The sequence below is a fragment of the Arenibacter sp. F20364 genome (genome assembly GCF_023015905.1).
GTDB lineage: Bacteria > Bacteroidota > Bacteroidia > Flavobacteriales > Flavobacteriaceae > Arenibacter.
On the sequence record NZ_JALKBD010000006.1, the window covers coordinates 1 to 25,901 of the forward strand.

Annotated in this window: 25 protein-coding genes; 10 read left to right on the forward strand and 15 right to left on the reverse strand. The window is 39.9% G+C overall.

Annotated elements, in window-relative coordinates; translation table 11 throughout:
- Nucleotides 1-520: 520 nt before the first annotated feature.
- From MWU84_RS06240 to MWU84_RS24405, 3 genes are all read right to left on the reverse strand, one after another.
- Nucleotides 521-1,891, reverse strand: coding sequence for an OmpA family protein (locus MWU84_RS06240; protein WP_246899542.1), 1,371 nt, complete (start codon nucleotides 1,889-1,891; stop codon nucleotides 521-523).
- A gap of 113 nt (nucleotides 1,892-2,004) precedes the next feature.
- Nucleotides 2,005-2,178, reverse strand: coding sequence for a hypothetical protein (locus MWU84_RS06245; RefSeq protein ID WP_246899544.1), 174 nt, complete (start codon nucleotides 2,176-2,178; stop codon nucleotides 2,005-2,007).
- Nucleotides 2,179-2,586: 408 nt separating this feature from the next.
- Nucleotides 2,587-5,706 carry a UvrD-helicase domain-containing protein gene (locus tag MWU84_RS24405; protein WP_246899546.1) on the reverse strand — a complete coding sequence of 1,040 codons (3,120 nt, stop codon included), beginning with the start codon at nucleotides 5,704-5,706 and terminating at the stop codon, nucleotides 2,587-2,589.
- Nucleotides 5,707-5,825: 119 nt separating this feature from the next.
- Here MWU84_RS24405 and MWU84_RS06255 point away from each other — a divergent pair, with 119 nt between their 5' ends.
- Complete coding sequence (locus MWU84_RS06255) at nucleotides 5,826-6,434, forward strand: superoxide dismutase (protein ID WP_246899548.1); 609 nt, start codon at nucleotides 5,826-5,828, stop codon at nucleotides 6,432-6,434.
- Nucleotides 6,435-7,007: 573 nt separating this feature from the next.
- Here MWU84_RS06255 and MWU84_RS06260 read toward each other — a convergent pair.
- The 3 genes from MWU84_RS06260 to MWU84_RS06270 all read right to left on the reverse strand — a co-directional run bounded on the left by MWU84_RS06260 (nucleotide 7,008) and on the right by MWU84_RS06270 (nucleotide 9,019).
- Complete coding sequence (locus MWU84_RS06260) at nucleotides 7,008-7,583, reverse strand: uracil-DNA glycosylase family protein (protein WP_246899551.1); 576 nt, start codon at nucleotides 7,581-7,583, stop codon at nucleotides 7,008-7,010.
- On the reverse strand, nucleotides 7,583-8,254 hold the full coding sequence (gene rsmI / locus MWU84_RS06265; RefSeq protein ID WP_246899553.1) for a 16S rRNA (cytidine(1402)-2'-O)-methyltransferase: 672 nt from the start codon (nucleotides 8,252-8,254) through the stop codon (nucleotides 7,583-7,585). Before rsmI ends, MWU84_RS06260 begins: the two co-directional genes overlap by 1 nt.
- A gap of 87 nt (nucleotides 8,255-8,341) precedes the next feature.
- The gene (locus MWU84_RS06270) at nucleotides 8,342-9,019 is read right to left on the reverse strand and encodes a hypothetical protein (protein ID WP_246899555.1); all 678 of its coding nucleotides are present in this window, start codon (nucleotides 9,017-9,019) and stop codon (nucleotides 8,342-8,344) included.
- 206 nt (nucleotides 9,020-9,225) lie between these two features.
- On the opposite strand from MWU84_RS06270, the gene MWU84_RS06275 reads away from it, so the two are divergent.
- From MWU84_RS06275 to arfB, 7 genes are all read left to right on the forward strand, one after another.
- Nucleotides 9,226-9,870, forward strand: coding sequence for a thymidine kinase (locus MWU84_RS06275; RefSeq protein ID WP_246899557.1), 645 nt, complete (start codon nucleotides 9,226-9,228; stop codon nucleotides 9,868-9,870).
- Complete coding sequence (gene alr, locus MWU84_RS06280; protein ID WP_246899559.1) at nucleotides 9,863-10,969, forward strand: alanine racemase; 1,107 nt, start codon at nucleotides 9,863-9,865, stop codon at nucleotides 10,967-10,969. Before MWU84_RS06275 ends, alr begins: the two co-directional genes overlap by 8 nt.
- A gap of 138 nt (nucleotides 10,970-11,107) precedes the next feature.
- On the forward strand, nucleotides 11,108-11,515 hold the full coding sequence (mscL, locus tag MWU84_RS06285) for a large-conductance mechanosensitive channel protein MscL (protein WP_246899562.1): 408 nt from the start codon (nucleotides 11,108-11,110) through the stop codon (nucleotides 11,513-11,515).
- Between the two features lie 230 nt (nucleotides 11,516-11,745).
- Nucleotides 11,746-12,735 carry an aspartate-semialdehyde dehydrogenase gene (locus MWU84_RS06290; RefSeq protein ID WP_246899565.1) on the forward strand — a complete coding sequence of 330 codons (990 nt, stop codon included), beginning with the start codon at nucleotides 11,746-11,748 and terminating at the stop codon, nucleotides 12,733-12,735.
- A gap of 143 nt (nucleotides 12,736-12,878) precedes the next feature.
- Nucleotides 12,879-15,035, forward strand: a complete 2,157-nt coding sequence (locus MWU84_RS06295) for a prolyl oligopeptidase family serine peptidase (protein WP_246899567.1) — start codon at nucleotides 12,879-12,881, stop codon at nucleotides 15,033-15,035.
- A gap of 91 nt (nucleotides 15,036-15,126) precedes the next feature.
- The gene (locus MWU84_RS06300) at nucleotides 15,127-16,104 is read left to right on the forward strand and encodes an ABC transporter ATP-binding protein (protein ID WP_246899570.1); all 978 of its coding nucleotides are present in this window, start codon (nucleotides 15,127-15,129) and stop codon (nucleotides 16,102-16,104) included.
- Between the two features lie 4 nt (nucleotides 16,105-16,108).
- Nucleotides 16,109-16,513 (forward strand): alternative ribosome rescue aminoacyl-tRNA hydrolase ArfB, encoded by a 405-nt coding sequence (gene arfB / locus MWU84_RS06305; RefSeq protein WP_246899574.1) that lies wholly within the window; start codon nucleotides 16,109-16,111, stop codon nucleotides 16,511-16,513.
- Nucleotides 16,514-16,528: 15 nt separating this feature from the next.
- On the opposite strand, the gene MWU84_RS06310 is transcribed toward arfB, so the two are convergent.
- The 9 genes from MWU84_RS06310 to pdxA all read right to left on the reverse strand — a co-directional run bounded on the left by MWU84_RS06310 (nucleotide 16,529) and on the right by pdxA (nucleotide 24,194).
- The gene (locus tag MWU84_RS06310) at nucleotides 16,529-17,233 is read right to left on the reverse strand and encodes a cyclase family protein (protein WP_246899577.1); all 705 of its coding nucleotides are present in this window, start codon (nucleotides 17,231-17,233) and stop codon (nucleotides 16,529-16,531) included.
- Nucleotides 17,234-17,289: 56 nt separating this feature from the next.
- Nucleotides 17,290-17,745 (reverse strand): 3-oxoacyl-ACP synthase, encoded by a 456-nt coding sequence (locus MWU84_RS06315; protein ID WP_246899580.1) that lies wholly within the window; start codon nucleotides 17,743-17,745, stop codon nucleotides 17,290-17,292.
- A gap of 53 nt (nucleotides 17,746-17,798) precedes the next feature.
- Nucleotides 17,799-18,920 (reverse strand): FAD-dependent oxidoreductase, encoded by a 1,122-nt coding sequence (locus tag MWU84_RS06320; RefSeq protein ID WP_246899583.1) that lies wholly within the window; start codon nucleotides 18,918-18,920, stop codon nucleotides 17,799-17,801.
- A gap of 188 nt (nucleotides 18,921-19,108) precedes the next feature.
- Entirely contained in the window at nucleotides 19,109-20,461 is a 1,353-nt protein-coding gene (accC, locus tag MWU84_RS06325; RefSeq protein ID WP_246899585.1) for an acetyl-CoA carboxylase biotin carboxylase subunit, read from the reverse strand.
- A 91-nt stretch (nucleotides 20,462-20,552) separates the two neighbouring features.
- Nucleotides 20,553-21,038: an acetyl-CoA carboxylase biotin carboxyl carrier protein gene (accB, locus tag MWU84_RS06330; RefSeq protein WP_246899587.1), complete on the reverse strand. Its 486-nt coding sequence runs from the start codon at nucleotides 21,036-21,038 to the stop codon at nucleotides 20,553-20,555.
- A gap of 33 nt (nucleotides 21,039-21,071) precedes the next feature.
- Nucleotides 21,072-22,067 carry a beta-ketoacyl-ACP synthase III gene (locus tag MWU84_RS06335; protein WP_246899589.1) on the reverse strand — a complete coding sequence of 332 codons (996 nt, stop codon included), beginning with the start codon at nucleotides 22,065-22,067 and terminating at the stop codon, nucleotides 21,072-21,074.
- 174 nt (nucleotides 22,068-22,241) lie between these two features.
- Complete coding sequence (gene rpmF / locus MWU84_RS06340) at nucleotides 22,242-22,439, reverse strand: 50S ribosomal protein L32 (RefSeq protein ID WP_031445940.1); 198 nt, start codon at nucleotides 22,437-22,439, stop codon at nucleotides 22,242-22,244.
- Nucleotides 22,440-22,447: 8 nt separating this feature from the next.
- Complete coding sequence (locus MWU84_RS06345; RefSeq protein ID WP_246899591.1) at nucleotides 22,448-22,981, reverse strand: DUF177 domain-containing protein; 534 nt, start codon at nucleotides 22,979-22,981, stop codon at nucleotides 22,448-22,450.
- A 166-nt stretch (nucleotides 22,982-23,147) separates the two neighbouring features.
- A complete protein-coding gene (pdxA, locus tag MWU84_RS06350) occupies nucleotides 23,148-24,194 on the reverse strand; it encodes a 4-hydroxythreonine-4-phosphate dehydrogenase PdxA (RefSeq protein ID WP_246899594.1) in 1,047 nt (348 codons plus the stop codon).
- Nucleotides 24,195-24,264: 70 nt separating this feature from the next.
- Here pdxA and MWU84_RS06355 point away from each other — a divergent pair, with 70 nt between their 5' ends.
- Entirely contained in the window at nucleotides 24,265-24,855 is a 591-nt protein-coding gene (locus MWU84_RS06355; protein WP_246899597.1) for a riboflavin synthase, read from the forward strand.
- A gap of 99 nt (nucleotides 24,856-24,954) precedes the next feature.
- Nucleotides 24,955-25,686 carry a DUF3784 domain-containing protein gene (locus tag MWU84_RS06360; protein ID WP_246899600.1) on the forward strand — a complete coding sequence of 244 codons (732 nt, stop codon included), beginning with the start codon at nucleotides 24,955-24,957 and terminating at the stop codon, nucleotides 25,684-25,686.
- Nucleotides 25,687-25,901 lie beyond the last annotated feature (215 nt).

Sequence of the window (25,901 nt, forward strand, 5' to 3'; positions counted from 1 at the left end):
AAAGCCTTTTGTTTGGTCGGTCTTCTTCCGTGGTGGAGATGGCATGGCCGTAAAGAATTATTGAAGCCTTGGAAATAATTTAGGCCATGGCATCGTTCCCTAAAATCTCAAGATTTTAGGGACCACATAGTGAAGAAAGGTCTTTTCTTTTGTTTCGTTTTATTCATTGCCTGTCTATTTTGGAATAAGGTATTCATGAACCTCCTGCGTCTGTTTCATTGGACAGCAAAGAAATCGGAGATTCACGAAAACCGATGAAAAACAATAGAAATCACTTGAGTAAAATGAAAGAAGAGGCTATACATGAATTTCTTTTGCTGGATTCATTATTCATAAGCTGATTCAATATTTTTTTCAAAAAAATATGAATTCTTCCCTCACAGAATAACTACAGCTATTGAATAAACCCAAAAATTGGTCTAGACCCGAATATATTTTAGAAATATATCCTGTTAATATTAAACAAAAAAAGCCCCGCAATTGCGGGGCTCTCCTTTATAATTTTAAAACTACTTGGAAATTACTTCACCAAGTTAATTTCAACTCTTCTGTTTTGAGTTCTACCAGCCCTTGTATTGTTGGTAGCGATTGGCTTATCCTCACCGTAACCTACAGCAGATAACCTAAACTCTTCAATACCTTTCTCTACTAAGAAAGATTTTACTGAAAGAGCTCTTGACTCAGATAATTTTTGGTTCAAAGAAGCACTACCTACACTATCAGTATGACCCTCTACAGTAAATTTAGCAGTAGGATACTCTTTAAGGATAGTGATAATATCAACCATTACAGAAGTAGATTCTGCTTTGATAGAAGATTTACCAGTATCGAACAAGATTGTTCTAGCGTATTCGTTCAATTGCTTCTGAACTTCTTCAGTAACTTCAGGACAACCTTCATTAGCTACAGTACCGGCAACATCTGGACATTTATCATCTTTATCCAATACACCGTCACCATCCTTATCTTGGTAAGGACATCCTTTGTTGGCAGCAGGACCAGCTTCGTTAGGACAAGCGTCATCTTTATCGGCAACTCCGTCTCCGTCAGCATCTGGACAACCAGCTAAAGCAGCAAGACCAGCTTCGCTTGGACAAGCATCATCCTTATCGGCAACACCGTCTCCGTCAGCATCTGGACATCCGTTCATTTCTTTAGAACCGGCCTCGTTAGGACAAGCATCCTTGCTATCCTCAATACCATCACCGTCAGCATCTGGACATCCGTTGAACATCTCTAAACCAGCAACTTCTGGACAGGCATCATCTTTGTCATATATTCCGTCACCATCTGTATCAGTACCACCAAATTTGATAGCAAGACCGGCCAAGTGTTGAAAATGCTTAACACCGTAATCTTCGAAAGCGTGCTTGTAAGCAGTTTGTAAGGTTAAACCGATGTTGTCAGTAAACCAAATGTTAAGTCCAACACCACCATTTACGGTTCCGGCACCAATTTCATCAACCCAAGTGTAACCTCCACCAATTTCGATGAATGGATCGATTGCTGTGTTTTTTAAGAAATTATATTTAATTGTACCATCAACTGCATAGTGCGACAAATCGTCTACACTTACATCTCCCAATTTGTCAATACGGTTCAAAGAACCTCTTGCTCCAATAGAGAAGCCACTACCTACATACTTAGATACTCCTACATAGGAAATAGATGGAAGGATGTTCCAATGGTCAGTTGCATTAAAGAACTCATCGCCAAATTCTCCGGCCATGAACCCGTGGTTCATAAGGGCGTCAGCATCACCTGTAGGATACACGTCGATTGCGTTAGCTCCGAAACTTACTTGCCAAGGGTTATTCTCGTCTTGCGCTTGTACGTTGTTAAAACCTACAAAAAGTAAGGCAACAACCAATAATTTGCTAAGATGTTTCATGTTCAAATTTTTAAGTTTAAGTGTTTATTAGCTGCAAATGTAAGTTGTTAAAAATTATTAACAAAATTGTTTTCTTAATTTTTTTAACGTATTTGACAGGGAAAAGGACGCATTTAATCGATATTTTGCGCATTGCCAACTACAGAAAAAGCGGCTATTCCTCCATGCAAGTGTGCCATGCCCTGGGCCACGGAAAGTTGTCCGCGAGCCCTTGCCCGGCCATTCAGTAGTACAATATTAAAAAATCCTATGTCGTAAATACCTCTTTTCATTGGTATACTGGCCATTTTTGGGGTTATTTTGGCATCCTATAACATTACAGGAACTAAGGCAAATTCCCCTTCAATAATATCAAAACCAGTTTTTTTTATACTTCCATGAAGTATCATGAAGTATTTTGTATTCCTCTCCAGTTTATCCCTCAGATCGGTATTCTCACATAACATCCCCAAAACCTTAATGGAGACCCCTACAATGGCGGGTGCCAAGGTATCCTCGGCGACCCGTTTCAGCTAGGTATAGGCGATAGTCCCAGATAGTTATTGTCACAAAAATTTATAACCTCCCCGTAGATGTTCAAATTACTGGGTCCTTGGTAAGTTAATAATCCGCTCCTCCTTAAAGAGTCCGGCTTCCTTTATATCCAATATTTCCTGCTGTAAATGTTCCTTGATCTTTCCATACCCAATAATCAATTAAATAAAGTGAAGCGTAATATCCTCATTAATGTATATAAGGATTTTATTTTCGATTATATACCCCATAGCCTCCAATGCATCTGCATAGGAATAGATTTGCTCATGGTATGCAGGATTTCTTTTCCCTGTCTTATAATCTATAATCGTAGCCTTAACATCACTAATTACCAGCCTATCAGGGCGAAGTACTTTTCCATTTTTGGTAAGGATGTCCTGTTCATTCCTTATCAGGTTTCCTTTAGTATAGTAGCCCATTAGCTGTGGGTGGTAAGCTATGGTCTTTACTCTTTCCTTCATTACTGGGCCATCATTATAGGAAAGGTCCCCATTTCTAATTAGCACATCAATGGCAGCATCTATATCATCAACCGTCTCTATCAACCCCATTACATAATGGAGCAAATTTCCTTTACTAATGGCCGTTCCCCTCTCGGTGTCCCATAGGGCCCCCGCCTTGGTCAAGATCCTAAACTCTGGTCGTTCCTTAAAAGTGTACAAATGGGCTATCTTATCCTGATGTTCCCCTTGGTTGAAAGGTTCCTCCTGAATTTCAAGATTTCCAAATCGATAAGAGGTCTTGGTCTCCTCCCACAGCCCCTTTTCCTTTAAGTAGTGAATAAATAAACCGGAATAGTAATTTGGTTTGTGCTCTCCCTTTAGTGTAATGTCCTTCTTGGAAATAACATATAGTCCCTTAACCGCCCTAGTCAATGCTACGTAAAGCAAATTAAAGGCATCCAATTCCAATTTATGCTGTTCCTCATTATAAAGGGATTCCGCTAGCGGACCGTAACTTATTACCTCCTGTTTCTTGTTGATCAAAATTTCTTCAAATCCCTTAAAGGAAATAGGATTTACGGGGAGCCATAATTTGGCATCCATTTCTTCATATATATAGGTATTGGCAAAAGGGAAGATTACAATTGGAAACTCCAATCCCTTGGATTTATGAACGGTCATTATCTGTACGGCATCCACATTTTCGGGAGCGGTAATGCTCAAACTCTCCTTTTTCTTATCCCAATAAGCCAAAAAGACCTGGGCATTTGCTCCTTCCTTTTGCTCTACCTCCAAAACAACATCCAAGAAATAGGTTATATAGGCATCCGAGGTATTGGCCAACCCAAATTTTTTAATGGCATATTCCAATCCGTCGTACACTGAGGATTGCCCAATAATCTCCACATTAAATCCGTAGTTTTCCGTAAGCAGCTGGGCTACCTTATTAATATTGCCATTTATAAATTGATGCCTATTTTCTATGTCCCTAGAAAGAAAGCTCAGTATTTCATAACACCTTTCCATTTCTTTGGGCTGCATACTAAAATGCAATAAATTGACCAGGAACCTTACCTTTGGGTTGCTATTTAATAATAAGGTCTCAGATGAAATAATGGGAATATTGCTTTGCATTAGAAAATCCGCCAAAAGAATACCATGTTTCTTTTTACGGGTAAGGATACACACATCCCTTAAGGAATATTTCTTTTGTAAAACCTCTTCTAAGATATTCAACACCAAATTACAATATTCCCCATCTTCCTCCTGGGATTCCTCCACATCTATAAAGGAAAGCTGCACCAAACCTCCTTTTTTACTATTGTAGTTTTGACTATTGCCTTCAATGAACAACTTATTATATATGGTATTCTTCAAGAAAGGACTAGTAACGGTAAAAAAATCGTTATTAAACTTTATTACCTCCTCATGACTCCTATAATTCGCAGGTAAATTTGCCGTGGATGGAGGAAATACAAACGGATTTTCCTTCAGATTGATAAGGTTTAGGAACTGCTCAGCCTTACCGCCTCTCCATCGGTATATGGCTTGTTTGGCATCGCCTACCAAAAGCAACGAACCTATTTTTCCTTGATGGTCCTCACTTTCCAAGGCGTTGCCTATTAAGGGTATTAAGTTGTTCCATTGCATTTCGGAAGTGTCCTGAAACTCATCTACAAAGTAATGACGGTACTTTTCACCTATCCGCTCATATATAAATGGTGCTGGCTGATTTTTTATTTCTTTGGAAATAATACTATTGAAGGAGGATATGGGCAAAAGATCGCGCTCTTGTTCCAAGGTTTTAATCTCATGTTGAATAGCGCTGAGAACCGTAAGGGGAACTATATTGTTGTAGCCGTTCCTCAATAAGGCTAGGGCAATGTAATTATCCTTTATTGCGTTAAACAAACCGATAAACCTGGGATGAAGACCGTCCAGAATATCTTTGAATTCCTGTGGGCAGGTCTTGGTGTATAAGGGCTCCGTTTCAAAATTTTGCTTCCAACCGGCGTTGAAATCCATATTTAGATCCCCAGAGGCGATTTTGGCGATAAATTTTGGGAAGTAGCCCGATTTGAAATTATTGAATTCCAAATTATTCTCCTCTATAATAGTAAGGATCTCTCTTGCCCGATCAAGGATTTTAACCTCATTGGCCCGTATTTGAAGTAGAAGTTCCTTTTTTAATTCCAAAAAATCATCGATGCCTTTGTCTTCAAGTTTTTTTAAATGGGGCGCTTGGTTTTCATTGAACAATAAAGTTCCTATCTTTTGCAGGTCGAAAGCTATATCCCAACTTTTATCATCGTCAATTTTTTCCAAGGCAAAGTCTATCAATACCTTGGTCAATTGTGCATTGGCACCGGCCTTGTTGATAAGTTTTGCAATAGCTTCATCCAACAGTAATTTTGTATCCAGTACCACTTCAAAATTTTGGGGCAGTTTTAAATCCTTCGCAAAAGTCCTCATTAGTCTATGGGTAAATTTATCAATAGTGGAAACATCGAAAAAAGCGTAATTATGAAGAATCTCCTTGAGCACCTTCTTGGATCTATTTCGTAGTGTATTTATATCCACTCCTAGTTCCTGAGAAATATCCACCAGCATAACAGGAGTTTCATGATTCCCCGCTGTTTTTCCAAAGGCAAATAGACTGCCCAAAATGCGCTGTTTCATTTCATTTACCGCCTTGTTGGTAAATGTAATGGCCAGGATACTACGATAGTTTCTATTAAAATCCGAAGAAAGTATAATTTTTAAATACTCTTTTGCAAGGGTATAGGTCTTGCCAGAGCCAGCAGAGGCATTATATATTTTGTAAGGAGCGTCCTGCACGTTATTTTAGTCGCAAAATAAGCAATATTAAACAGTTCTTAACAAATTATTAGTTGAATTTATATCATAAAACCGTAATTTTGGGAAACAACATTTTTTAACATAAAAACTAAAACATTATGGCTTTTGAATTACCTAAATTACCTTATGCGTATGACGCTTTGGAACCACATATCGATGCAAGAACAATGGAAATTCACCATACCAAGCATCACAACGGGTACACTAACAATTTAAATAACGCTATAGAAGGAACAGACCTGTCAAAAAAATCCATTATGGATATTTTGAGCAACTTGGACATGTCCAATGCAGCTGTGAGAAACAATGGAGGAGGTTTCTATAACCACTCTCTGTTTTGGGAAATTATGTCGCCGAATGGTGGCGGAGAACCTTCTGGTGATCTTGCTGATGCCATAAAATCTGCTTTTGGATCTTTCGAATCCTTTAAGGATGCTTTCTCCAAAGCAGCAGCTACAAGATTTGGCTCGGGTTGGGCTTGGTTGTGTGTTCATAAAGGAGGGAAACTGGAAATATGTTCAACTCCAAACCAGGATAATCCAATTATGCCGGGCACTGGCTGTGAAGGATTTCCTATTTTAGGATTGGACGTATGGGAGCATGCCTACTACCTAAATTATCAGAATAGAAGACCTGACTACATCAATGCCTTTTTTAATGTAGTTAATTGGGATAAGGTAGCCGCTTCCTACAATTCCAACAAATAAGGTTGCCCTTATCAAGGACTTCGAAAATTCCTGGTTATCTAGCTAAAGCTATGATTACTCAAAAGGATAATTTTTGTTTGCTTTTATAGAGCGGTCCTTAGCATAAATTAAAGTCCGCTCGTCAAAATTTTGACGAGCGGACTTTTTTACATCCAAAAAATAGAAAAGGGTGGAGAAGCCTCCACCCTTTTCGTCCCAAATCTTACCATAAACTTAACCTACTTATGCTATGGCAGTACTAAAATACTGGTATTGTGAGAAATAACAAAAAAATAATGAAATATTATCCATGGATTTTTTTTGAAGATGGGGCATATTAACAGGAAAAAGCCATCGATATAAGGTTAAAATACTGATATTCAGCAATAAAAAAGGCGAAGCACAGCTCCGCCTTTTTTCCCCAAATCTTACCATGAACTTAACCTACTTATGCTATGGTTCTTCAAAGGTAGCCTAAAGGAATTGCCGCATAAAAGGTTTTAGACAAACTTCCCAATTATAGGTTAAACTACTTTTGAGCTCGCATTCGGAAAAGAAAACCCAAGTATATTCTAAAAATTAAACTCATGGAAATCAATATTGTAGTATTCTGCCAACCCTTTTCTGTAATTCAGGTACCACCTCCAGACCAAACCACGGATTTTTAGATTGCCAAAACCTATTCCTGGGGGAAGGATGCGGTAAAGGAAAGTATTGCGGTAAAAATTCCCGATAGCTTTTTACGGTTTCCGTCAAGGTTCGTTTAGCGGTTTTACCAAGGTAATATTGTTGGGAATAGGTGCCAATAAGAATAATTAGTTCCAAATACGGCATCCTAGATAGTAAGGCGCTATGCCATAAGGGCGCACATTCCGGTCTGGGCGGCAGGTCGCCGCCTTTGCCTCGGCCGGGATAGCAAAAGCCCATGGGCATCAGTGCTATTTTGCTTTCATCATAAAAAACGGAATCCGATATATTGAGCCAATTTCTCAACTGCTTCCCACTGGGATCATCCCAAGGAATTCCAGTTTGGTGCACCTTAATGCCGGGTGCCTGACCAATAATAACAATCTTGGCGTCGGGATGTGCCGCAACAACCGGTCTTGGGCCCAAGGGCAAATGGGACTTACATACTTCGCAATTTCTTATTTCCGATAATAATAGTTCCATTATTTTTTACCTGCAACCACAATAACGATCTCCCCTTTGGGCGGGTTATCTGTATAGTATTGCAAGATTTCCTTTACCGTACCCCTTTTGGTTTCCTCATACATTTTTGACAACTCCCGCGATACAGAAACCAACCTATTCGATCCGAAATAGGCTTCTAAATGTGACAAGGTCTTGACCAATTTATGGGGCGATTCATAAAAAATGATTGTCCTAGGTTCCTCGGCGAGTAATGTTAGTCTGGTTTGTCTTCCTTTTTTCACGGGTAAGAAGCCCTCAAAAACAAATTTATCGTTTGGCAAACCACTATTCACCAAGGCAGGAACAAAAGCGGTAGCACCAGGTAGGCAATCCACCTCTATATTATTTTCTACACAGGCACGGGTAAGTAAAAAACCGGGATCTGAAATGGCCGGTGTCCCGGCATCCGATATTAGTGCCACATTCTCCCCAGCCTGCAATCGCCTTACAACACCATCTACCGTTTTATGCTCATTGTGCATATGGTGACTTTGCATGGGAGTATCAATATTGTAATGATGCAATAATTTTCCACTGGTACGGGTATCCTCCGCCAAAATAAGGTCCACTTCCTTTAGCACCCGGATAGCGCGCAATGTAATATCCTCTAAGTTACCTATAGGAGTAGGCACTATATATAATTTCCCCATTAATTCTATTAAACACCAGCTCTTGTACAATTGCAGGTGGGAAGTGACAAAATTAAATGATTTTTATTATCGCGTACTAAGACAGATTTACGCAAATTTGCGGGCAATTACGTTCAAAAATCTTTGCTCGTAATCTTCCTTTCCCTCCCAATTATTATAGTCTGGCTTTACCATATTTGCAATAAACGAAACAGATCGCTCTTCACTGTCAATAGTACTCAACTGGGACAACACTCTGTTGTAATCTTCCATATTATTGTTAAAGAGATGTTTTACAAATGCCAGACGATCGTTCAAATCTATTTTCAATACCCTTTTAGAACTATGCTCCACAGAATGGGAAGTACCCCCTGTTTTCACCTCCTTGGGCATAAATAGATCCTTATCGTTTTTAATAAGATCCGGCTTGTTGGTAAATTGGGACAGAACCTCGTCTATGGTCGTGGATCCTGGCATCTCGGACACCATATCCTTTATAGTATCGATTCCTGGAATAATAATATCTTCTTCGTGCGGGTTACTTTCCGGTACTGAAGAATTTGCACTTAAAACCGAGTTGGCCATTGTTTCAAATTTGGCAGCGATGGCATTCTTGGAAACATCGATCTCCACCTCATTCAATTTTTCTTCAATATATTTAAGAACTGCCAACTTTTCGTATAATTCCTTGGCAGTTTCGTATAAGGCCGAGTAATCATTTAGGTTTCTCGAGGTTATTATTTCTGTTGATAATTTTCTCAATTCCTCTTTTAGTTTCTTTTTCATCTGAATATGTTTTATAATTAGCAGGAGCCCAATTAGAACTCTAATATAGCAATTCCCATAAGGTAATAATTAGGTCCTTAAAAAACCAAGTAACCAAGATTACCAAGTTTTGCCAACATTAATACCAAAAGGATTATTTTTTTAATAATTTTATGCCTCCTAAATAAATAAACGGAAAACAAATTACTTTCGTCTAAAATTACAAAATGTTTCTCGAAAATACTGTTAACCCCAAAGAACAATTCGGATGGATTGAAGTAATCTGCGGTTCCATGTTCTCTGGCAAGACCGAGGAACTGATCCGAAGATTAAAGCGCGCCAAATTTGCCAAGCAAAAAGTGGAAATATTCAAGCCCATGGTAGACCAAAGATACCATGAGGAAATGGTGGTTTCCCATGATGCCAATGAAATTAGATCTACCCCTGTACCGGCCGCTGCCAATATTCGTCTTTTGGCGGATGGCTGCGATGTGGTAGGGATTGATGAGGCCCAATTCTTCGATGATGAAATTGTAACTGTATGCAACGATCTGGCCAACAAGGGTATCCGGGTTGTAGTGGCAGGATTGGATATGGATTTCAAAGGCAATCCTTTTGGGCCAATGCCAGCTTTGATGGCCACGGCCGAATACGTCACGAAAGTCCATGCCGTTTGCACTCGTACCGGTAATCTTGCCAACTACAGCTTTAGAAAAGCCAACAACAATAAATTAGTTTTTCTTGGAGAAACTGAAGAATATGAACCCCTGAGTAGGGCTGCATACTACAAAGCCATGTTAAAAGAAAAAGTAGGTGCCATAGAAGTTACTTCCGAGGAAGTAGTACCACCTCAAAAAAAATCGAATGGCTAAGGTCGGAGAAACTGTTCTGGAAATTGACCTTAGGGCACTGGAACACAATTATCGTTATTTAAGGTCTAAGATTGATCCCGGTACCAAATTTCTCGGAGTGGTGAAGGCTTTTGCCTATGGAAGCGATTCAATTGCCATTGCCAAAAAATTGGAATCCCTGGGCGCAGATTATCTTGCAGTTGCCTATACTGCAGAAGGAGTGGCTTTAAGAAATGCTGGAATTAAATTGCCCATATTGGTATTGCATCCCCAACAGGTAAGTTTTGCCACGATGATAGAAAAATGTTTGGAACCCAGTCTCTATTCCCAGGCGATTTTCTCCTCCTTTTTAATAATTGCCAAAGAACTGGGCCAAAAAAATTACCCGGTACATTTAAAATTTAACACCGGATTAAACAGATTGGGGTTTGGGGAAAAGGATGTCGACTTCATCTTAGACACTCTAGAAGGAGCAGATCAAGTAAAAATCAGCTCCCTTTTTTCCCATTTAGCGGCTTCAGAGGATTTGAGTGAAAAGGATTTTACTGTCTCGCAGATCCGGCAATTCGAAAAAATAAGCTCGACCATAATGTCGAAATTAGGATACAGACCCCATCGGCATATGTTGAACACCTCTGGAATTATTAATTACCCTGAGGCGCAGTACGATATGGTAAGGAGCGGGATCGGACTTTATGGCTATGGAAACGAAGCCGCCGAAGATAAAAAGTTGATTCCTGTCGGGACCCTTAAAACTATTATATCACAGATCCATCAAATAGAACCCAATGAAAGTGTCGGCTATAATAGGGCTTTTGTATCCAATACCCCCAAGGTCTCGGCAACACTTCCCGTGGGCCATGCCGACGGAATTGGCAGACAATACGGTAACCGTATTGGTCAGGTCTGGGTTAACGGAAAATTGGCCCCCATTATAGGCAATGTCTGTATGGATATGATTATGATCGATGTCACTGGAATTGAGTGCAGGGAAGGAGACGAGGTTATTGTTTTTGGCAAGGAGCACAGCGCCGAGCAATTGGCTACCTCTGCCAAAACCATTACTTATGAACTGCTTACTGGAATTTCGCAGCGGGTAAAACGAATATATATCGCGTAAAATTAAATAAGCTGGTATTATAATTGTTGAGCCTTGCTTAGCATCCACTGGTTAAATGACCGAATCTAGTAACAATTTATTTGGACTGCCATTTTTTTGTTAAATTGCATACACTATTAATCAATAAAAACACTAATTATGTTAAAAGAATTTAAGGCTTTTATTATGACTGGCAATGTCATTGATTTGGCCGTTGCAGTATTATTGGCAGGGGCCGTGGGCTTGGTCGTCAGCGGATTTGTCAACGATATTATGATGCCTATTGTAGGATATTTTACAGGAGGGGTGGATTTCTCCGATATGCAAATTGTGCTGTCAGAAGCAGTCATGGCCGCAGACGGAACGGTCGAAAAACCAGCAAGCGCCATCCGATATGGGGCTTGGATAAATTCTATTATCAACCTAATTATTGTAGGTTTTGTTTTATTCGTTATAGTTAAGGCTTACAACAAAACCAAAAAACCTAAAGAGGAAGCTCCTGCAGCTCCCAAGGGCCCAAGTCAAGAGGAGCTTTTGACCCAGATCAGGGATTTACTAAAAAAATAATATAAGAATTAAACATATTGGACCCTGGAGTTAATTCAGGGTCTAACCGCTACACTGCCAACTAACCAACAAAAACCGTCAACTTGGATAGCGTATCCCAGCTGACGGTTCTTTTTGTTTATTGTGTAATTTGTAACAAATTGTTATATTTTTAATATTTTAGAGATTTTGTATTGTTTAATAGCCCATAATCAGTACATTTGCCAACTGAAATTTTTAATTTGATCGTAATGAAAGTAGCTGTAGTTGGTGCAACAGGAATGGTAGGGGAAGTGATGCTAAAAGTATTGGCAGAACGTAATTTTCCTGTAACTGAATTATTGGTGGTAGCCTCCGAAAGATCCGTAGGCAAAAAATTAACCTTCCAAGGTAAGGAACATACACTAATCGGCCTAGAAACTGCGGTAGCTGCCAAACCGGACGTTGCCATTTTTTCGGCAGGCGGGGACACCTCTTTGGAATGGGCGCCCAAATTTGCGGCAGTTGGTACCACGGTAATCGACAATTCCTCTGCTTGGCGTATGGATCCTACCAAAAAATTGGTAGTTCCTGAAATAAACGCAGCGGAGCTTACCAAGGATGATAAAATTATAGCAAACCCAAACTGTTCTACCATTCAGATGGTATTGGCACTATCTTCCTTGCATAATAAATACAAGATGAAAAGAGTAGTTGTTTCTACTTACCAATCCGTTTCTGGAACAGGTGTTAAAGCCGTTCAGCAATTGGAAAACGAAATAGCCGGAATACAAGGCGAAATGGCATATCCATATCCCATTGGAAAAAATGCATTGCCCCATTGTGATGTATTCCTGGACAACGGATATACCAAAGAAGAAATGAAGTTGGCCAAAGAGCCACAAAAGATATTTAACGATAACTCATTCTCCGTTACTGCAACGGCTGTTCGTATCCCAACTGCCGGAGGTCATTCAGAGTCGGTCAACGTAGAATTTGAGAACGATTTTGAACTGTCTGAGGTAAGAAGGTTATTAAGTGAAACTCCAGGGATTGTTGTCCAGGACAATACGGATACCAATACCTACCCAATGCCCATATATGCACATGATAAGGATGATGTTTTTGTAGGGCGTCTTAGAAGGGATGAAACACAACCCAACACCCTGAACATGTGGATCGTTGCGGACAACCTAAGAAAGGGAGCCGCCACAAACGCCATACAGATTGCAGAATATTTAGTTGAGAACCACTTGGTATAGTAATATCCATACTATAATATTAATGAAAACACCCTTCCATTCCATTCGATGGAGGAAGCGTGAAGGCCAAGATGTTAAAACCTTTGTAAGCAGTATTTACAAAGGTTTTTTTTATGCTATTTTTGGGTCAATAACATCCATAAATGAAGACATTATTATTGATCCCACTAGCCTATTTACTGATGTTGGCCTGTGAGACCAAGGAAAAAAACACTATCGTTTTGAAATATCCCAACACAAAAAAAGTTGACTCCGTAGACACCTATTTTGGCACCAAAGTCATTGATCCCTTCCGTTGGTTGGAAGATGACAGAAGCCCTGAAACTGAGAATTGGGTAAAGCAACAAAATGTGACTACTTTTAACTATCTGGAAAAAATTCCGTTTAGAAAAGACATAAAAAAACGTTTGGAACAATTATGGAATTTTGAAAAGCTGGGGTCTCCGTTCAAAGAAGGCAATTACATCTATTTTTTTAAGAACGATGGACTACAAGATCAAAATGTATTGTACCGGAAAAAGGGAGAGGAAGGGGAAGCAACGGTATTTTTGGACCCCAATTCATTTTCCAAAGATGCCACGACCTCATTGGCGGGAATAAGTTTCTCCAAGGACGGTTCTATAGCCTCCTATTCCATATCCGAAGGTGGAAGCGATTGGCGAAAAGTAATCGTGATCAATGTAGAGAATAAATCCATAGTGGAAGATACCCTGGTAGACATTAAATTTAGTGGGGTTTCCTGGAAGGGAAACGACGGTTTCTTTTACTCAAGTTATGATAAGCCAAAAGGCAGTGAGTTATCTGCCAAAACCGACCAACACAAGCTTTACTACCACAAACTTGGTACCCAGCAAAGCGAAGACGAAGTTATTTTCGGTGGTATACCCACAGAAAAGCATAGGTATGTTGGCGGTTACGTAACTGAAGACGATAGGTACCTCATTATTTCGGCCGCTGTCTCAACCTCGGGAAATAAGTTGTTCATAAAAGATTTGACCCAGCCTGGAAGCCAATTAATCACCATAATGGACACTACGGACAGCGATAGCCAAATTATAGACAATGTGGGGTCCAAATTATTCATTTTGACCAATAGAAATGCCCCCAATAAGAAAGTCGTTACCGTAGAGGCTGAAAATCCCACACCGGAACATTGGACAGATCTAATTCCCGAAACACCTAATGTACTTTCTGTGGGCACAGGTGGAGGTTATTTCTTTGCGGAATACATGGTAGATGCCATTTCCAAAGTGTATCAATATGATAGCAAAGGTAAAATGATACGTGAACTAATACTTCCAGGGCTGGGAAGTGCCGGTGGTTTTGGTGGAAAAAAAAAGGAAACGGAACTTTATTTCACTTTTACCAATTACAACACTCCTGAATCCATTTATAAATTGGATATAAATTCAGGTGAGTACATAGTCTACTGGAAACCGGAAATAGATTTCAATGCGGAAGAGTACGAGTCCAAACAAGTTTTTTATTCTTCCAAGGACGGTACCAAAATACCCATGATCATCACTCATAAAAAGGGATTGGATTTAAATGGTAATAATCCTACCATTTTATACGGCTATGGGGGTTTTAACATAAGCCTTACTCCGACATTTAGTGTTATCAATGCAGTTTGGATGGAGCAAGGTGGCATATTTGCTGTACCTAACCTAAGAGGAGGAGGTGAATATGGTAAAAAATGGCATAATGCTGGTGTAAAAACCAAAAAACAAAATGTCTTTGACGATTTTATTGCAGCTGCAGAATATTTAATTGCCAAAAAGTATACCTCCAAGGACTATTTGGCCATTAAAGGAGGTTCCAATGGTGGACTGTTGGTGGGAGCTATCATGACCCAAAGACCGGATTTAGTAAGAGTAGCCTTGCCTGCTGTGGGCGTTCTGGACATGCTCCGATATCATACATTTACTGCCGGTGCGGGGTGGGCCTATGACTACGGAACCTCCGAGGATAACTTGGAAATGTTTAATTACCTTAAGGGATATTCTCCTGTACACAATGTTCGGGAAGGGATAGAATATCCTGCTACCCTAATCACCACAGGCGATCATGACGACAGAGTGGTGCCGGCGCATAGTTTTAAATTCGCCGCGGAATTGCAGGAAAAGCAGAAGGGGCACAACCCCACATTAATTCGGATAGAAGTCAATGCCGGCCATGGAGCAGGAACTCCAGTGAGCAAGACCATTGAGCAAAATGTTGATATATTTGGCTTCACTTTGTACAATATGGGCTTTAAGGAACTCCCCAACAAGGGAGTTTTAAAAGATTTTAAGGATTAGTTTAAAAAAAATCGATAATTTTGTTTCCAAGTCCGTTTCTTTTAGAAATGGACTTTTTTTATCCCTTCGAGGTACATTTTAGTTTTAGCCCATGTTACAAGTCAATTCCCTTTCGTTCTCCTATGATAAAATACCGGTACTAACCGATATCAATTTTAAGGTAGAAAAAGGAGAACATATTTCCATTGTAGGGGAAAGCGGATGTGGAAAAAGCACCCTGCTAAAAATTATTTACGGCCTATTGCAGCCTCAGCAAGGCGATATATTTTGGGGAGAAAAACAGGTGATGGGCCCAGATTATAATCTAGTGCCAGGGGAGTCTTACATGAAATACCTTTCCCAGGATTTTGATCTTATGCCCTTCACCACCGTGGCAGAAAATGTAAGTCAATTTCTATCTGTCTTTTATCCAGAGGAATTAAAGGCAAGGACAGAAGAATTACTGGAAATGATAGACATGGTTTCCTTCGCTAATGTTAAGGTTAAAAACCTTAGCGGTGGGCAACAGCAGAGGGTAGCATTGGCTAGGGTCTTGGCCCAAAAACCAGAATTGCTTTTGCTGGATGAGCCCTTTGGACACATAGACAATTTTAGAAAGAACCAACTGAGAAGAAATCTCTTTGGATATTTGAAAAAAGAGGGGATCACTTGTATCACTGCCACCCATGACCACCAGGACATTTTGCCCTATGCCAATAGGATCATAGTGCTCAAAAATCAAGGAATAATGGCCAATGCCAACACTAAAGATCTTTATAACAACCCGAAGAATATTTATACCGCCACCTTATTTGGGGAGGCCAACATTATTCCTATAAACATAATTAAATCTTATGGCGATTTGGAACGGGAAATTATTGTTTATGCACATGAATTTAGGGTTTCACAAAAAAAAGGAATCCCGGTAATCGTAGAAAAATGCTATTTTATGGGGAGTTATTTTTTGGTTGAAGCAACCTCCAGGGAGCATAGAATACGGTTCAATTCTGATGAATCCATTGCCATTAATAAAAAGGTATTCCTCAATATTGCCCTGGAAACCATAAGCCAACGTCTAAAACCACAGTAACCCATTGAACAAGGACGGTATCATACAGGAGTTAAAATTTAAAGCGGTCAGGAGCAGTGGGGCCGGGGGGCAAAATGTAAACAAGGTTTCCTCCAAAGTTGAAGTGGCTTTTGATCTGGAAAACTCCAATGCCTTGACAGAACAGGAAAAAAATAGACTTCTCAAAAAACTGTCTTCCAAACTGAGCAAAGAAAACATTCTTCTAATGCAATGCGAGGAAACCCGTAGTCAGCACAAAAACAAAGAATTGGTCATTCAAAAACTCCTAGCAACCCTGGAAGCCAATTTGGTGATCCCAAAAAGAAGAAAAAAGACCAAACCCACTAGATCGGCCATTGAAAAGCGGTTAAAGAGCAAAAAAAGGGCCGCCCTTAAAAAACTAAATCGAGGCAAGCCTAAATTGGATTAAACCGCGGGTAATCATCTATAGTTTCCCTTCCCCAAAAAGGGCTACTGCACGGACAGGAGATCCGGTACCTCCTCTAATTTTCAAAGGCAATCCTATAAATCTAAAGCGACCGCGACCAATAAGGAGTTGTAAATTAATCATGTTTTCATAGTGGGTAAAGCCCATCTCTCCACAAATATGATGCACTTCTTTATTGGATACCCCTGGAATACCTGGCGACATCATTTCCACCCCAAACGCAGAAATGCCTTGCTGTCCCAACCATTGTGTAGCCACTGCACTTAGTCCAGGTCCATGTGCCCAATCGGCACTTCCATATGTCTTTCTATAGTGATCTGTGTACAACAACACCGTATCCCCCTTTTTAATGCTCATCCCCGCCTCCTTACAAGCCGATATCAAATCCATAGGCTCAATTAATTCCTTTAGACCTTTGTGGGACAAGTCCAAACATATCCCCTCTGTATAAAACATAGAGAGCGGCATCGTATCTATGGACTGGCCCCTAAATTCCCGACCCATATGGCTCAGGGAATCCACATGGGTCCCTGTATGTTCGCTCATATCCAATTTGTAGACACTTGGAGATACCGTATTGCTTTCGGTAATCCCGCCCCATTCCTCATGGGAGGCGTACATTTCCATCTTTACTTCGGGAAGGCTCTTATACACTGGCATCCCAGAATATATTTCTTGGCTTAGATCAATAATTTCAACCATAATAAGACTTAATAATATTCTAAAACTAAATACTATGCTAAGCAGATATAAAAAATCTACTCAATTCTTTGTATTACAATTCTTCTTGAGTTAAAATCAACAATATCACCCACTTGTTTTCCCAAAAACAATTTCCCGATAGGCGTATTGGGTGCAATGGCAAAATAGGATACCCCATCTATCTTCAATTCTCCAGCACTGATCCCCATATAATAATTTTGTTGGTCGGTACGCACCACACTACCCAATCCCACTTGGGACAAACCAGACCGCAACGGTATCCTTTTGAACAACTCCTGAAGTAACTGTGCTTCAGCTAACTGATTGCCCAGTTTTTCCCGTTCCAGCTGAATCATGGCCCTACCGGTTTCATGCTTGTCGCCAGCACTACTTTTGGTCTCAGAGGTCAATGCCTCCTGGAGGGAATCAATATTCTTTTGGATACGTTCTAACCTATTCCCTATAAAGGCTTTACAAAACGAATATAGTTGTTGTTTTACAGGTTGGTCCATCTAAAATGCATTAATTTAAAAATTATATGATTTTTTGCCATGTAGGTATTACATTAATTTCGCTTCGCCAGCTCAGCCAATTCCTTGCCGACCAAACTACCAATGGCAATTCCCATACCCCCCATCCGTACCCCACAATACACATTATTGGCAAGTTGCTTTACAATAGGACTCTTCATATTTCCCACACCCATAATACCGCTCCATCTCAAGTCTATCTCAATTGGTGTATTGGGCAAGATAATGGTACTCAATATCTCCTCCAGCCTATCCTGGATCAAAGCGGTTTCCCCAAAAGCACTGGTTTCCTCCCCCTCAAAATCCAGATTTCTCCCTCCTCCAAGAAGAATTCGGTTATCAATGTTCCTAAAATAATAATAGCCTTCATCCAAATGAAAGGTTCCCTTTAAAGGCAAATTTTTTATTGGTTTGGTAATCAACACCTGTGCTCGGGCAGGTTTTACCATTTCCTTGATCAATTGGGAAGCAAAACCATTGGTAGCAATGAACAGTTTATTCGTCTTAAATTCGAATTGATCGGTTTTAACAGCAATGTGATCTATAATCGCTTCAAAGCCTTCGACCTCAATAGCATTCAAGATAATCACGCCACAACTTTGCACCTTGTCCAATAAGGCTTTCATCATTTTACCCGTATTGATCTGACCTTCGAACGGGTTTGTAATATAATTCTTCTGAACCCCTTTAAAATTAAAGCTATTGGAATTCACTAGGAAGGAGTCGGCCCTGAATATTGGATTCAACAAGGAATTTACCATATCCAAACTTCCCATACAATCTACATATAGCCGCTCCTGTCCCTTTAAAAAAACCTCATGCCCTCCATGGTTTTGATAGTCCATTTGTTTATCACCTAAATTCTCCCTCAGCAATTGTACCCCCTCCCAGCGCTTTTGCACCAATTGCCGGACATCTTCCTCGGAATGCTCCTTTAAGTCGGACAAAACCTCTGAAATACTGCCAAAACAAGCAAATCCTGCATTTTTTGTGCTGGCCCCTTGAGGTAGCAGGCCCCTTTCCAAGACCAATATCTTGGCCTGGGGATATTTTTTCTTTAATTGTAGCGCACAATTTAACCCAACGATCCCACTACCTACAATGGTAAAATCGGTATTGGATAACCAAGTTTTATATTCCCAATAACTTAGGTTCATGTGGGCTAGGACTTTAAAAATTATTTAAAAAAGCAATACAGGAATAAAGTTATTATTTATTTAGATATGTCTAACTAATGGTAAAGGGTTCCTTCAATAATCCTTTAAACCAAAAAAGCGGATTAAACTGTTGGTTGCCCAACCGTTTAATCCGCCTATATCCAATAATACTATTCTATTAAATCTGATTATTCCGCTGGCTGTGGTGCCATTACAAAGTCTTCCATAAACTTTGTGGTATAGTTCCCGGCCAAGTAATCTGGATGATCCATGAGCTGTCTATGAAAGGGAATGGTTGTCTTGATACCTTCAATAACAAACTCATCCAATGCCCGCTTCATTTTATTGATGGCCTCTTCCCTTGTTTGGGCTGTTGTAATAAGCTTTGCAATCATGGAATCATAATTCGGGGGAATGGTATAGCCGCTATACACATGGGTATCCAATCTAATTCCGTGTCCGCCCGGGGTATGCAAGGTGGTTATTTTTCCCGGAGAAGGCCTAAATCCGTTATAAGGGTCCTCTGCATTTATCCTACATTCTATAGAATGCAGCTTTGGAAGGTAATTTTTCCCTGAGATGGGCACCCCACCGGCAACTAGTATTTGCTCCCTGATAAGGTCATAATCTATAACTTGTTCTGTTATTGGATGTTCTACCTGAATCCTAGTATTCATTTCCATAAAATAGAAATTCCGGTGCTTATCCACCAAAAACTCTATCGTTCCAGCTCCTTCATATTTTATATATTCAGCAGCCTTTACAGCAGCTTTCCCCATATCGTCCCGTAGCTTGTCCGTCATGAACGGGGAAGGCGTCTCTTCTGTTAATTTTTGATGGCGACGTTGAATAGAGCAGTCCCTTTCCGACAGGTGACAGGCCTTACCGTATTGATCCCCAACGATCTGGATTTCTATATGGCGTGGTTCCTCGATCAACTTTTCCATGTACATACCACCATTGCCGAAAGCGGCAGTTGCCTCCTTAACAGCACTGGTAAAAAGTTCTTCCATCTTTTCCTCGGACATAACGGCACGCATTCCCTTACCTCCACCACCAGCGGTAGCTTTGATCATTACGGGATAGCCCATTTTTTTGGCCACCTTTTTAGCATCATCCACATCCTTCAATAGGCCTTCTGAGCCAGGCACGCAAGGTACACCAGCTTTTTTCATGGTTTCTTTGGCAGTGGCCTTATCCCCCATTCTATCTATATGTTCGCCAGTAGCCCCAATAAATTTTATATCGTGCTCAGCACATATTCTGGAAAATTTGGAATTTTCGGAAAGAAAACCATATCCTGGGTGTATGGCATCGGCATTGGTAATTTCGGCCGCTGCAATAATATTTGGTATTTTTAGATAGGATTCGCTACTTGGGGCAGGACCTATACAAACCGCTTCGTCCGCAAAACGCACATGTAGGCTTTCTTCATCCGCTTTGGAATACACCGCTACCGTTTTTATACCCATTTCCTTACAGGTCCTAATAATACGTAGCGCTATTTCCCCCCTATTTGCAATAAGTATTTTCTTAAACATCTTTTGAAATTTTAAATTTTGAATTCTAAATTTTAAATGATTCGGACCGACTATATAAAATCGTCATCCGACATTTAGCATTTAAAACTTCTTATGATGGATCTACCAAAAATAAAGGCTGATCAAATTCTACTGGAGAGCTATCATCTACCAGCACTTTAACAATAGTACCTGAAATTTCGGATTCAATATCGTTAAACAATTTCATTGCTTCTATGACACATAGCACGTCACCTTTACCTATAGTATCCCCAACCTCAACAAAAGATGGCTTGTCAGGAGAGGGTTTTCTATAGAAAGTTCCTATTATAGGCGATTTTATGGTAACGTATTTTGAATTTTCTTCCGCTTCCTTTTTTACCTCTACTTCAACGGAAGGAGTACTTGCAGGAGCTGTTGCCATCGGCTGTGGCATATGGCCACCCATAGGTATTTGCTGTACATAAGTTGGTTCTTGTGTATGCCCAGCTGCTCCGGTTCGGATGGTGATCTTTATATCCTCCATCTCCAATTTTACTTCACTAGCCCCAGATTTGGCCACAAATTTAATTAAGCTTTGAATTTCTTTAATATCCATAGAGTTCGTTTTAGTTTATAGGTTGCGTCAGATTTATGAATTGTATGCCCATTTTAAATATATGGAGCCCCAGGTGAAACCACCACCAAAGGCTGCAAAAACCAAATTATCGCCTTTTTTAAGTTGACTTTCATAGTCGCTCAATAAAAGGGGTAGAGTTGCGGAGGTGGTATTGCCGTACCTCTGTATATTCATCATGACCTTGGAATCGTCCAATCCCATTCTATTGGAAGTGGCATCTATAATTCTCTTATTGGCCTGATGGGGTATCAACCAGTCAACATCTTTATGCGACAAATTATTTCGCTCCATTATCTTGGCCGCGGAATCTGCCATATTGGTGACCGCAAATTTAAATACCGACTTACCGTCCTGGTAAATAAAATGTTGGCGATTCTTAACTGTTTCCTCAGACGCAGGAAGTAAGGAGCCTCCGGCATCCATTTTAAGGAAATTTCTTCCTACACCGTCAGATCTTAAATATTCGTCCTGGAGCCCAAGACCTTCGTTATTAGGTTCAAAAAGCGCAGCACCGGCACCATCCCCAAAAATAATACAGGTAGTCCTGTCGGTATAATCTATAATTGAGGACATTTTATCGGCCCCAATAAGCAATACTTTTTTATATCGCCCTGATTCTATATAGCTGGCCGCCGTAGACATGCCGTATAAAAAACTGGAACATGCCGCTTGCAAATCATAGGCAAAGGCATTGGTTGCCCCTATTTCCGAACCCACATAGGCAGCAGTGGCAGCAACCATCATATCCGGAGTTGCAGTGGCAACAATAATTAGATCGATCTCCTTAGGATCTAATTTTCGTTTTTCCAACAGTTGCTCTGCAGCTTTTATGGCAAGATAAGAAGTTCCTAGGCCCTTGCCCTTTAGGATTCTCCTTTCCTTGATACCTGTCCTGGTCGTAATCCATTCGTCATTGGTATCCACCAAAGTCTCCAAAATCTTATTTGTCATTACAAAGTCTGGCACATATGACCCTACAGCAGTAATTGCAGCTGTTAATTTGCTCATCTAAATTTGATTTTTATCAATAAACCTCCAAAAACAATTGAAAATTTGTGAAAATTAGTGATTTTATATGACTTTAAGTCCAAAAACACCCTGTTTTTGAATTTTACCTCGCCCTCATAAAAAAACTCCCACTCTTAAGAAGTGGGAGTCCAAATTATATTGTTCTAACGTAAACTATGCTACTGCTTCCTCAGTTTTGTCGATCAAAACTTCTCCTCGGTAGTATAATTTACCTTCATGCCAATGAGCTCTGTGAAACAAATGCATTTCTCCAGTGGTTGGATCTTGTGCTACAGTAGGAGCTACCGCCTTATAATGCGTTCTTCTCTTGTCTCTTCTGGTTTTGGAAATTTTTCTTTTAGGATGTGCCATTATGAAACTTATTTATCCGTTAATAATTTTTTTAATGCGTCCCAACGGGGATCGATATCTTCTTTATTTTCCTTTGTATCTTTTGGTTGGAGTTCTTCCAGCTTGTCCAACACTTCTGATTGCAAAGTGCCGTCCAAAACCCCGGGGTGAACCTTTTTAAGCGGTACCGACAATGCCAACATTTCATAAACGTATTGCGCAATATTGATCTGATATTCACTGTGCGGAATAATCAATATTTCATCATTGTCATTGTTGTACTCATCACCAAACTTGACAACCAATTCCAAATCGGCCTTGATTTTTTGATCATAAGGTTCGCTGGTGAGATCACAATTAACGTTTACCGTTCCCAATGCCTTCATCTCCAACTCCATCATCGTACTCATTTTATTCAAGGTAACGTTTAATTTAATATCCGCACCGTTAAACTCATCATACTCAAAAGACTCAAAGAACGTATTCTCTATTGTGTACTCAAACTCGTGTTTTCCCTGTTTCAGTCCCGAAAAAGGAATAATAAACTCCTTATGCTGCATCATGATCCACACCGATTTTAACGTACCCGCCGTAATAAAGGCGGGTGCAAAGATACTATTATTTTATAAAAAGCCAACAAATAGAACGAAATAAATATATTCCAATTAAAATACCTTAATTCCTTGACTTATTGCAGAGTAGCTTCCTAATATTAAGGAATGACTATCACTACCTTTTTAACTTCTGTTTTTTTAAGGGATTTACTGTTAAATCCTTATACTCCATACGATTCTTAAAAATGTGTAGGGCCGTAAAAATGGCCTCCTTAAAGGAGCTATTGTCCGCTTTTCCCTTTCCTGCAATTTCATAGGCTGTTCCATGGTCCGGGGAAGTCCGTACCTTGCTAAGGCCTGCGGTATAATTTACCCCTTTACCAAAAGACAAGGTTTTAAACGGTATAAGTCCCTGGTCATGATAGGCTGCCAAAATAGCATCGAAATTCTTGTAATTGTCAGATCCAAAAAAGCTATCAGCAGAATAAGGTCCGAATACCAAATGTCCTTTGTCCGACATCTCCTTGATAACTGGCTTTAAGACCTCATCATCCTCTTTGCCAATTACCCCATTATCCCCACTGTGGGGATTAATCCCCAAAAGCGCTATTTTTGGTTTCCTAATTCCAAAGTCCATCTTTAAGGAGTTGGAAATAGTGGTAATTTTAGAGCGAATCAACTGAGGTGTTATATTGGATGCAACATCCTTTACCGCCACATGATCGGTAAGCAACCCTACCCTTAATCCGTCGGCCACCATAAACATTAAGCTTTCCCCCTCCAATTCCTTGGCCAGATAATCTGTATGCCCCGGGAATTTAAAATCCTCTGCCTGTATGTTGTTCTTGTTAATTGGTGCCGTGACCAAAACGTCTATCTCGTTATTCTTTAAGGCCGCTACAGCCGCCTTAAGCGACTTAATGGCGTATTTTCCACTCTCAGGGGTGGGCTCTCCAAAATTGATCACAGGAGTTTCCCTCCAAACGTTCACTACATTTATCTTTCCGTCAATGGCCTTGGAGGCCTCATGGATACCGTTGTAATTTATTTCCAACCCTAACTCCGATTTTTGGTGGGAGATAGTTTTATTTGATGCAAAAATAACAGGCGTGCAGAAATCCAACATTCGGGAATCTTCAAATGTCTTAAGTACCACTTCGCACCCAATCCCATTTAAATCCCCGATGGATATCCCCAATTTTATCTTTCCAGTTCCCTGCATTTTGTCTTTTCGTTTAATATGAAATAAACTCCTAAATTTACACCACAAAACTACTTAATAAAAACGACACATGTTTACTGGGATTATTGAAACTTTGGGCGAAGTAAAAAAATTGGAAAAAGAGGGAGGCAATCTTCATATTACACTAGCATCCAAGATTACCAAAGAATTAAAAATAGACCAGAGCGTGGCCCACAACGGAGTTTGCTTAACGGTCGTGAAAATTGCAGATGACAGCTATACGGTAACCGCTATTGAAGAGACCTTGGAAAAGACCAACCTGAACGACCTTCTTGAAGGAGATCTTGTAAACTTGGAACGCGCCATGGTGCTGGGTGCCAGGTTGGACGGACATATTGTACAGGGACATGTGGACCAAACCGGGGAGTGTATTAATATAGAAGAGAGGGATGGTAGCTGGTTTTTTACCTTCAGTTACGATCCTACGCAAAATAACGTTACCATAGAAAAAGGATCCATAACCATAGATGGAACAAGTTTAACGGTAGTGGATTCCCAAAAAAACAGTTTTAGTGTTGCCATAATCCCCTACACTTATGAGCATACCCGATTTGGAAGTTATATTTTAGGGACCAGGGTTAACCTTGAGTTTGATGTAATAGGCAAATACGTTTCCAGATTATTGGAGCTCAGAGATTAAATTTATTGTAGGCAGCGTAAAATTCCCAAATTATTTGTAGCGAATTTTGGAATAATTGTGCTAATTTAAACACCAGAATCACCACAAGAAATAATTCTTATGCTTTATGTATTAATTGGAACGGGCCTTCTTTTTATTGCCATGGCATTTCTTGTAACCATCAACAATGCAAAATATTTACTTTCCGGCTACAACAGTATGAGCGAGGAAGAAAGAAAAAATGTAGATATAAAATTATACATCCCATATTTTAAAAAATTTCACCTGATTTTAGGAGTTAGCTTTATTACTATTGGCCTATTACTGTACTATGCCATTGGCGAAGCCGCCAGTGGAATATTTATAGGTGTTTATCCCATTTTGGCGTATATCTACTTCATGAGGGAAAGCAATAAATTCTGGAAAGGATCTAGCAATAAGTGGAATAAAATAGGAATTTATGTACTTGTAGGAGCCCTCATCCTAATAGTTGGGCTTCTTGCCATGGGTTTTAAGGAAAACCTTGTAATCATATCAGCGGAAAATATTCAGTTTCAAGGCAATTATGGAGAAACGCTTAATGCGTCGGAAATAAAATCCGTAACTCTCGTGGACCATTTGCCTAAAATTACCTCAAAAACGCACGGATTTGCCCTTGGAAGCGTGAGGAAAGGTTATTTTGAAACTAATGATGGGGAGAAAGTAAAATTGATACTGAACTCAGATAGTAAGGCATACCTCCTTTTTATAAAAGTAAATGGAGATAAGATTTACTACTCGGCAAAGGAAAAACCCAGTGTTGACTTATACAACGAGATTAAACGTTTTTACCCAAAGGAAATTGAAAAGTAGTGGACTTTTATACCTTAAATTATACCCTTATCTCTTATCAAAGTGATTAAATTCCCATATTAAACAAATTATTATTTTCAAGAATCGTTATACCTGCAAGATTTGAAGGATAGAAGCAGGATTACCTTGGATATGATCAAAAATTCAAAGCGTCAGGCTCCTTTGCAGTACTTTTTTCAATGCGGCACCGAGGAAGGCACGATTTGCCCAGTTGG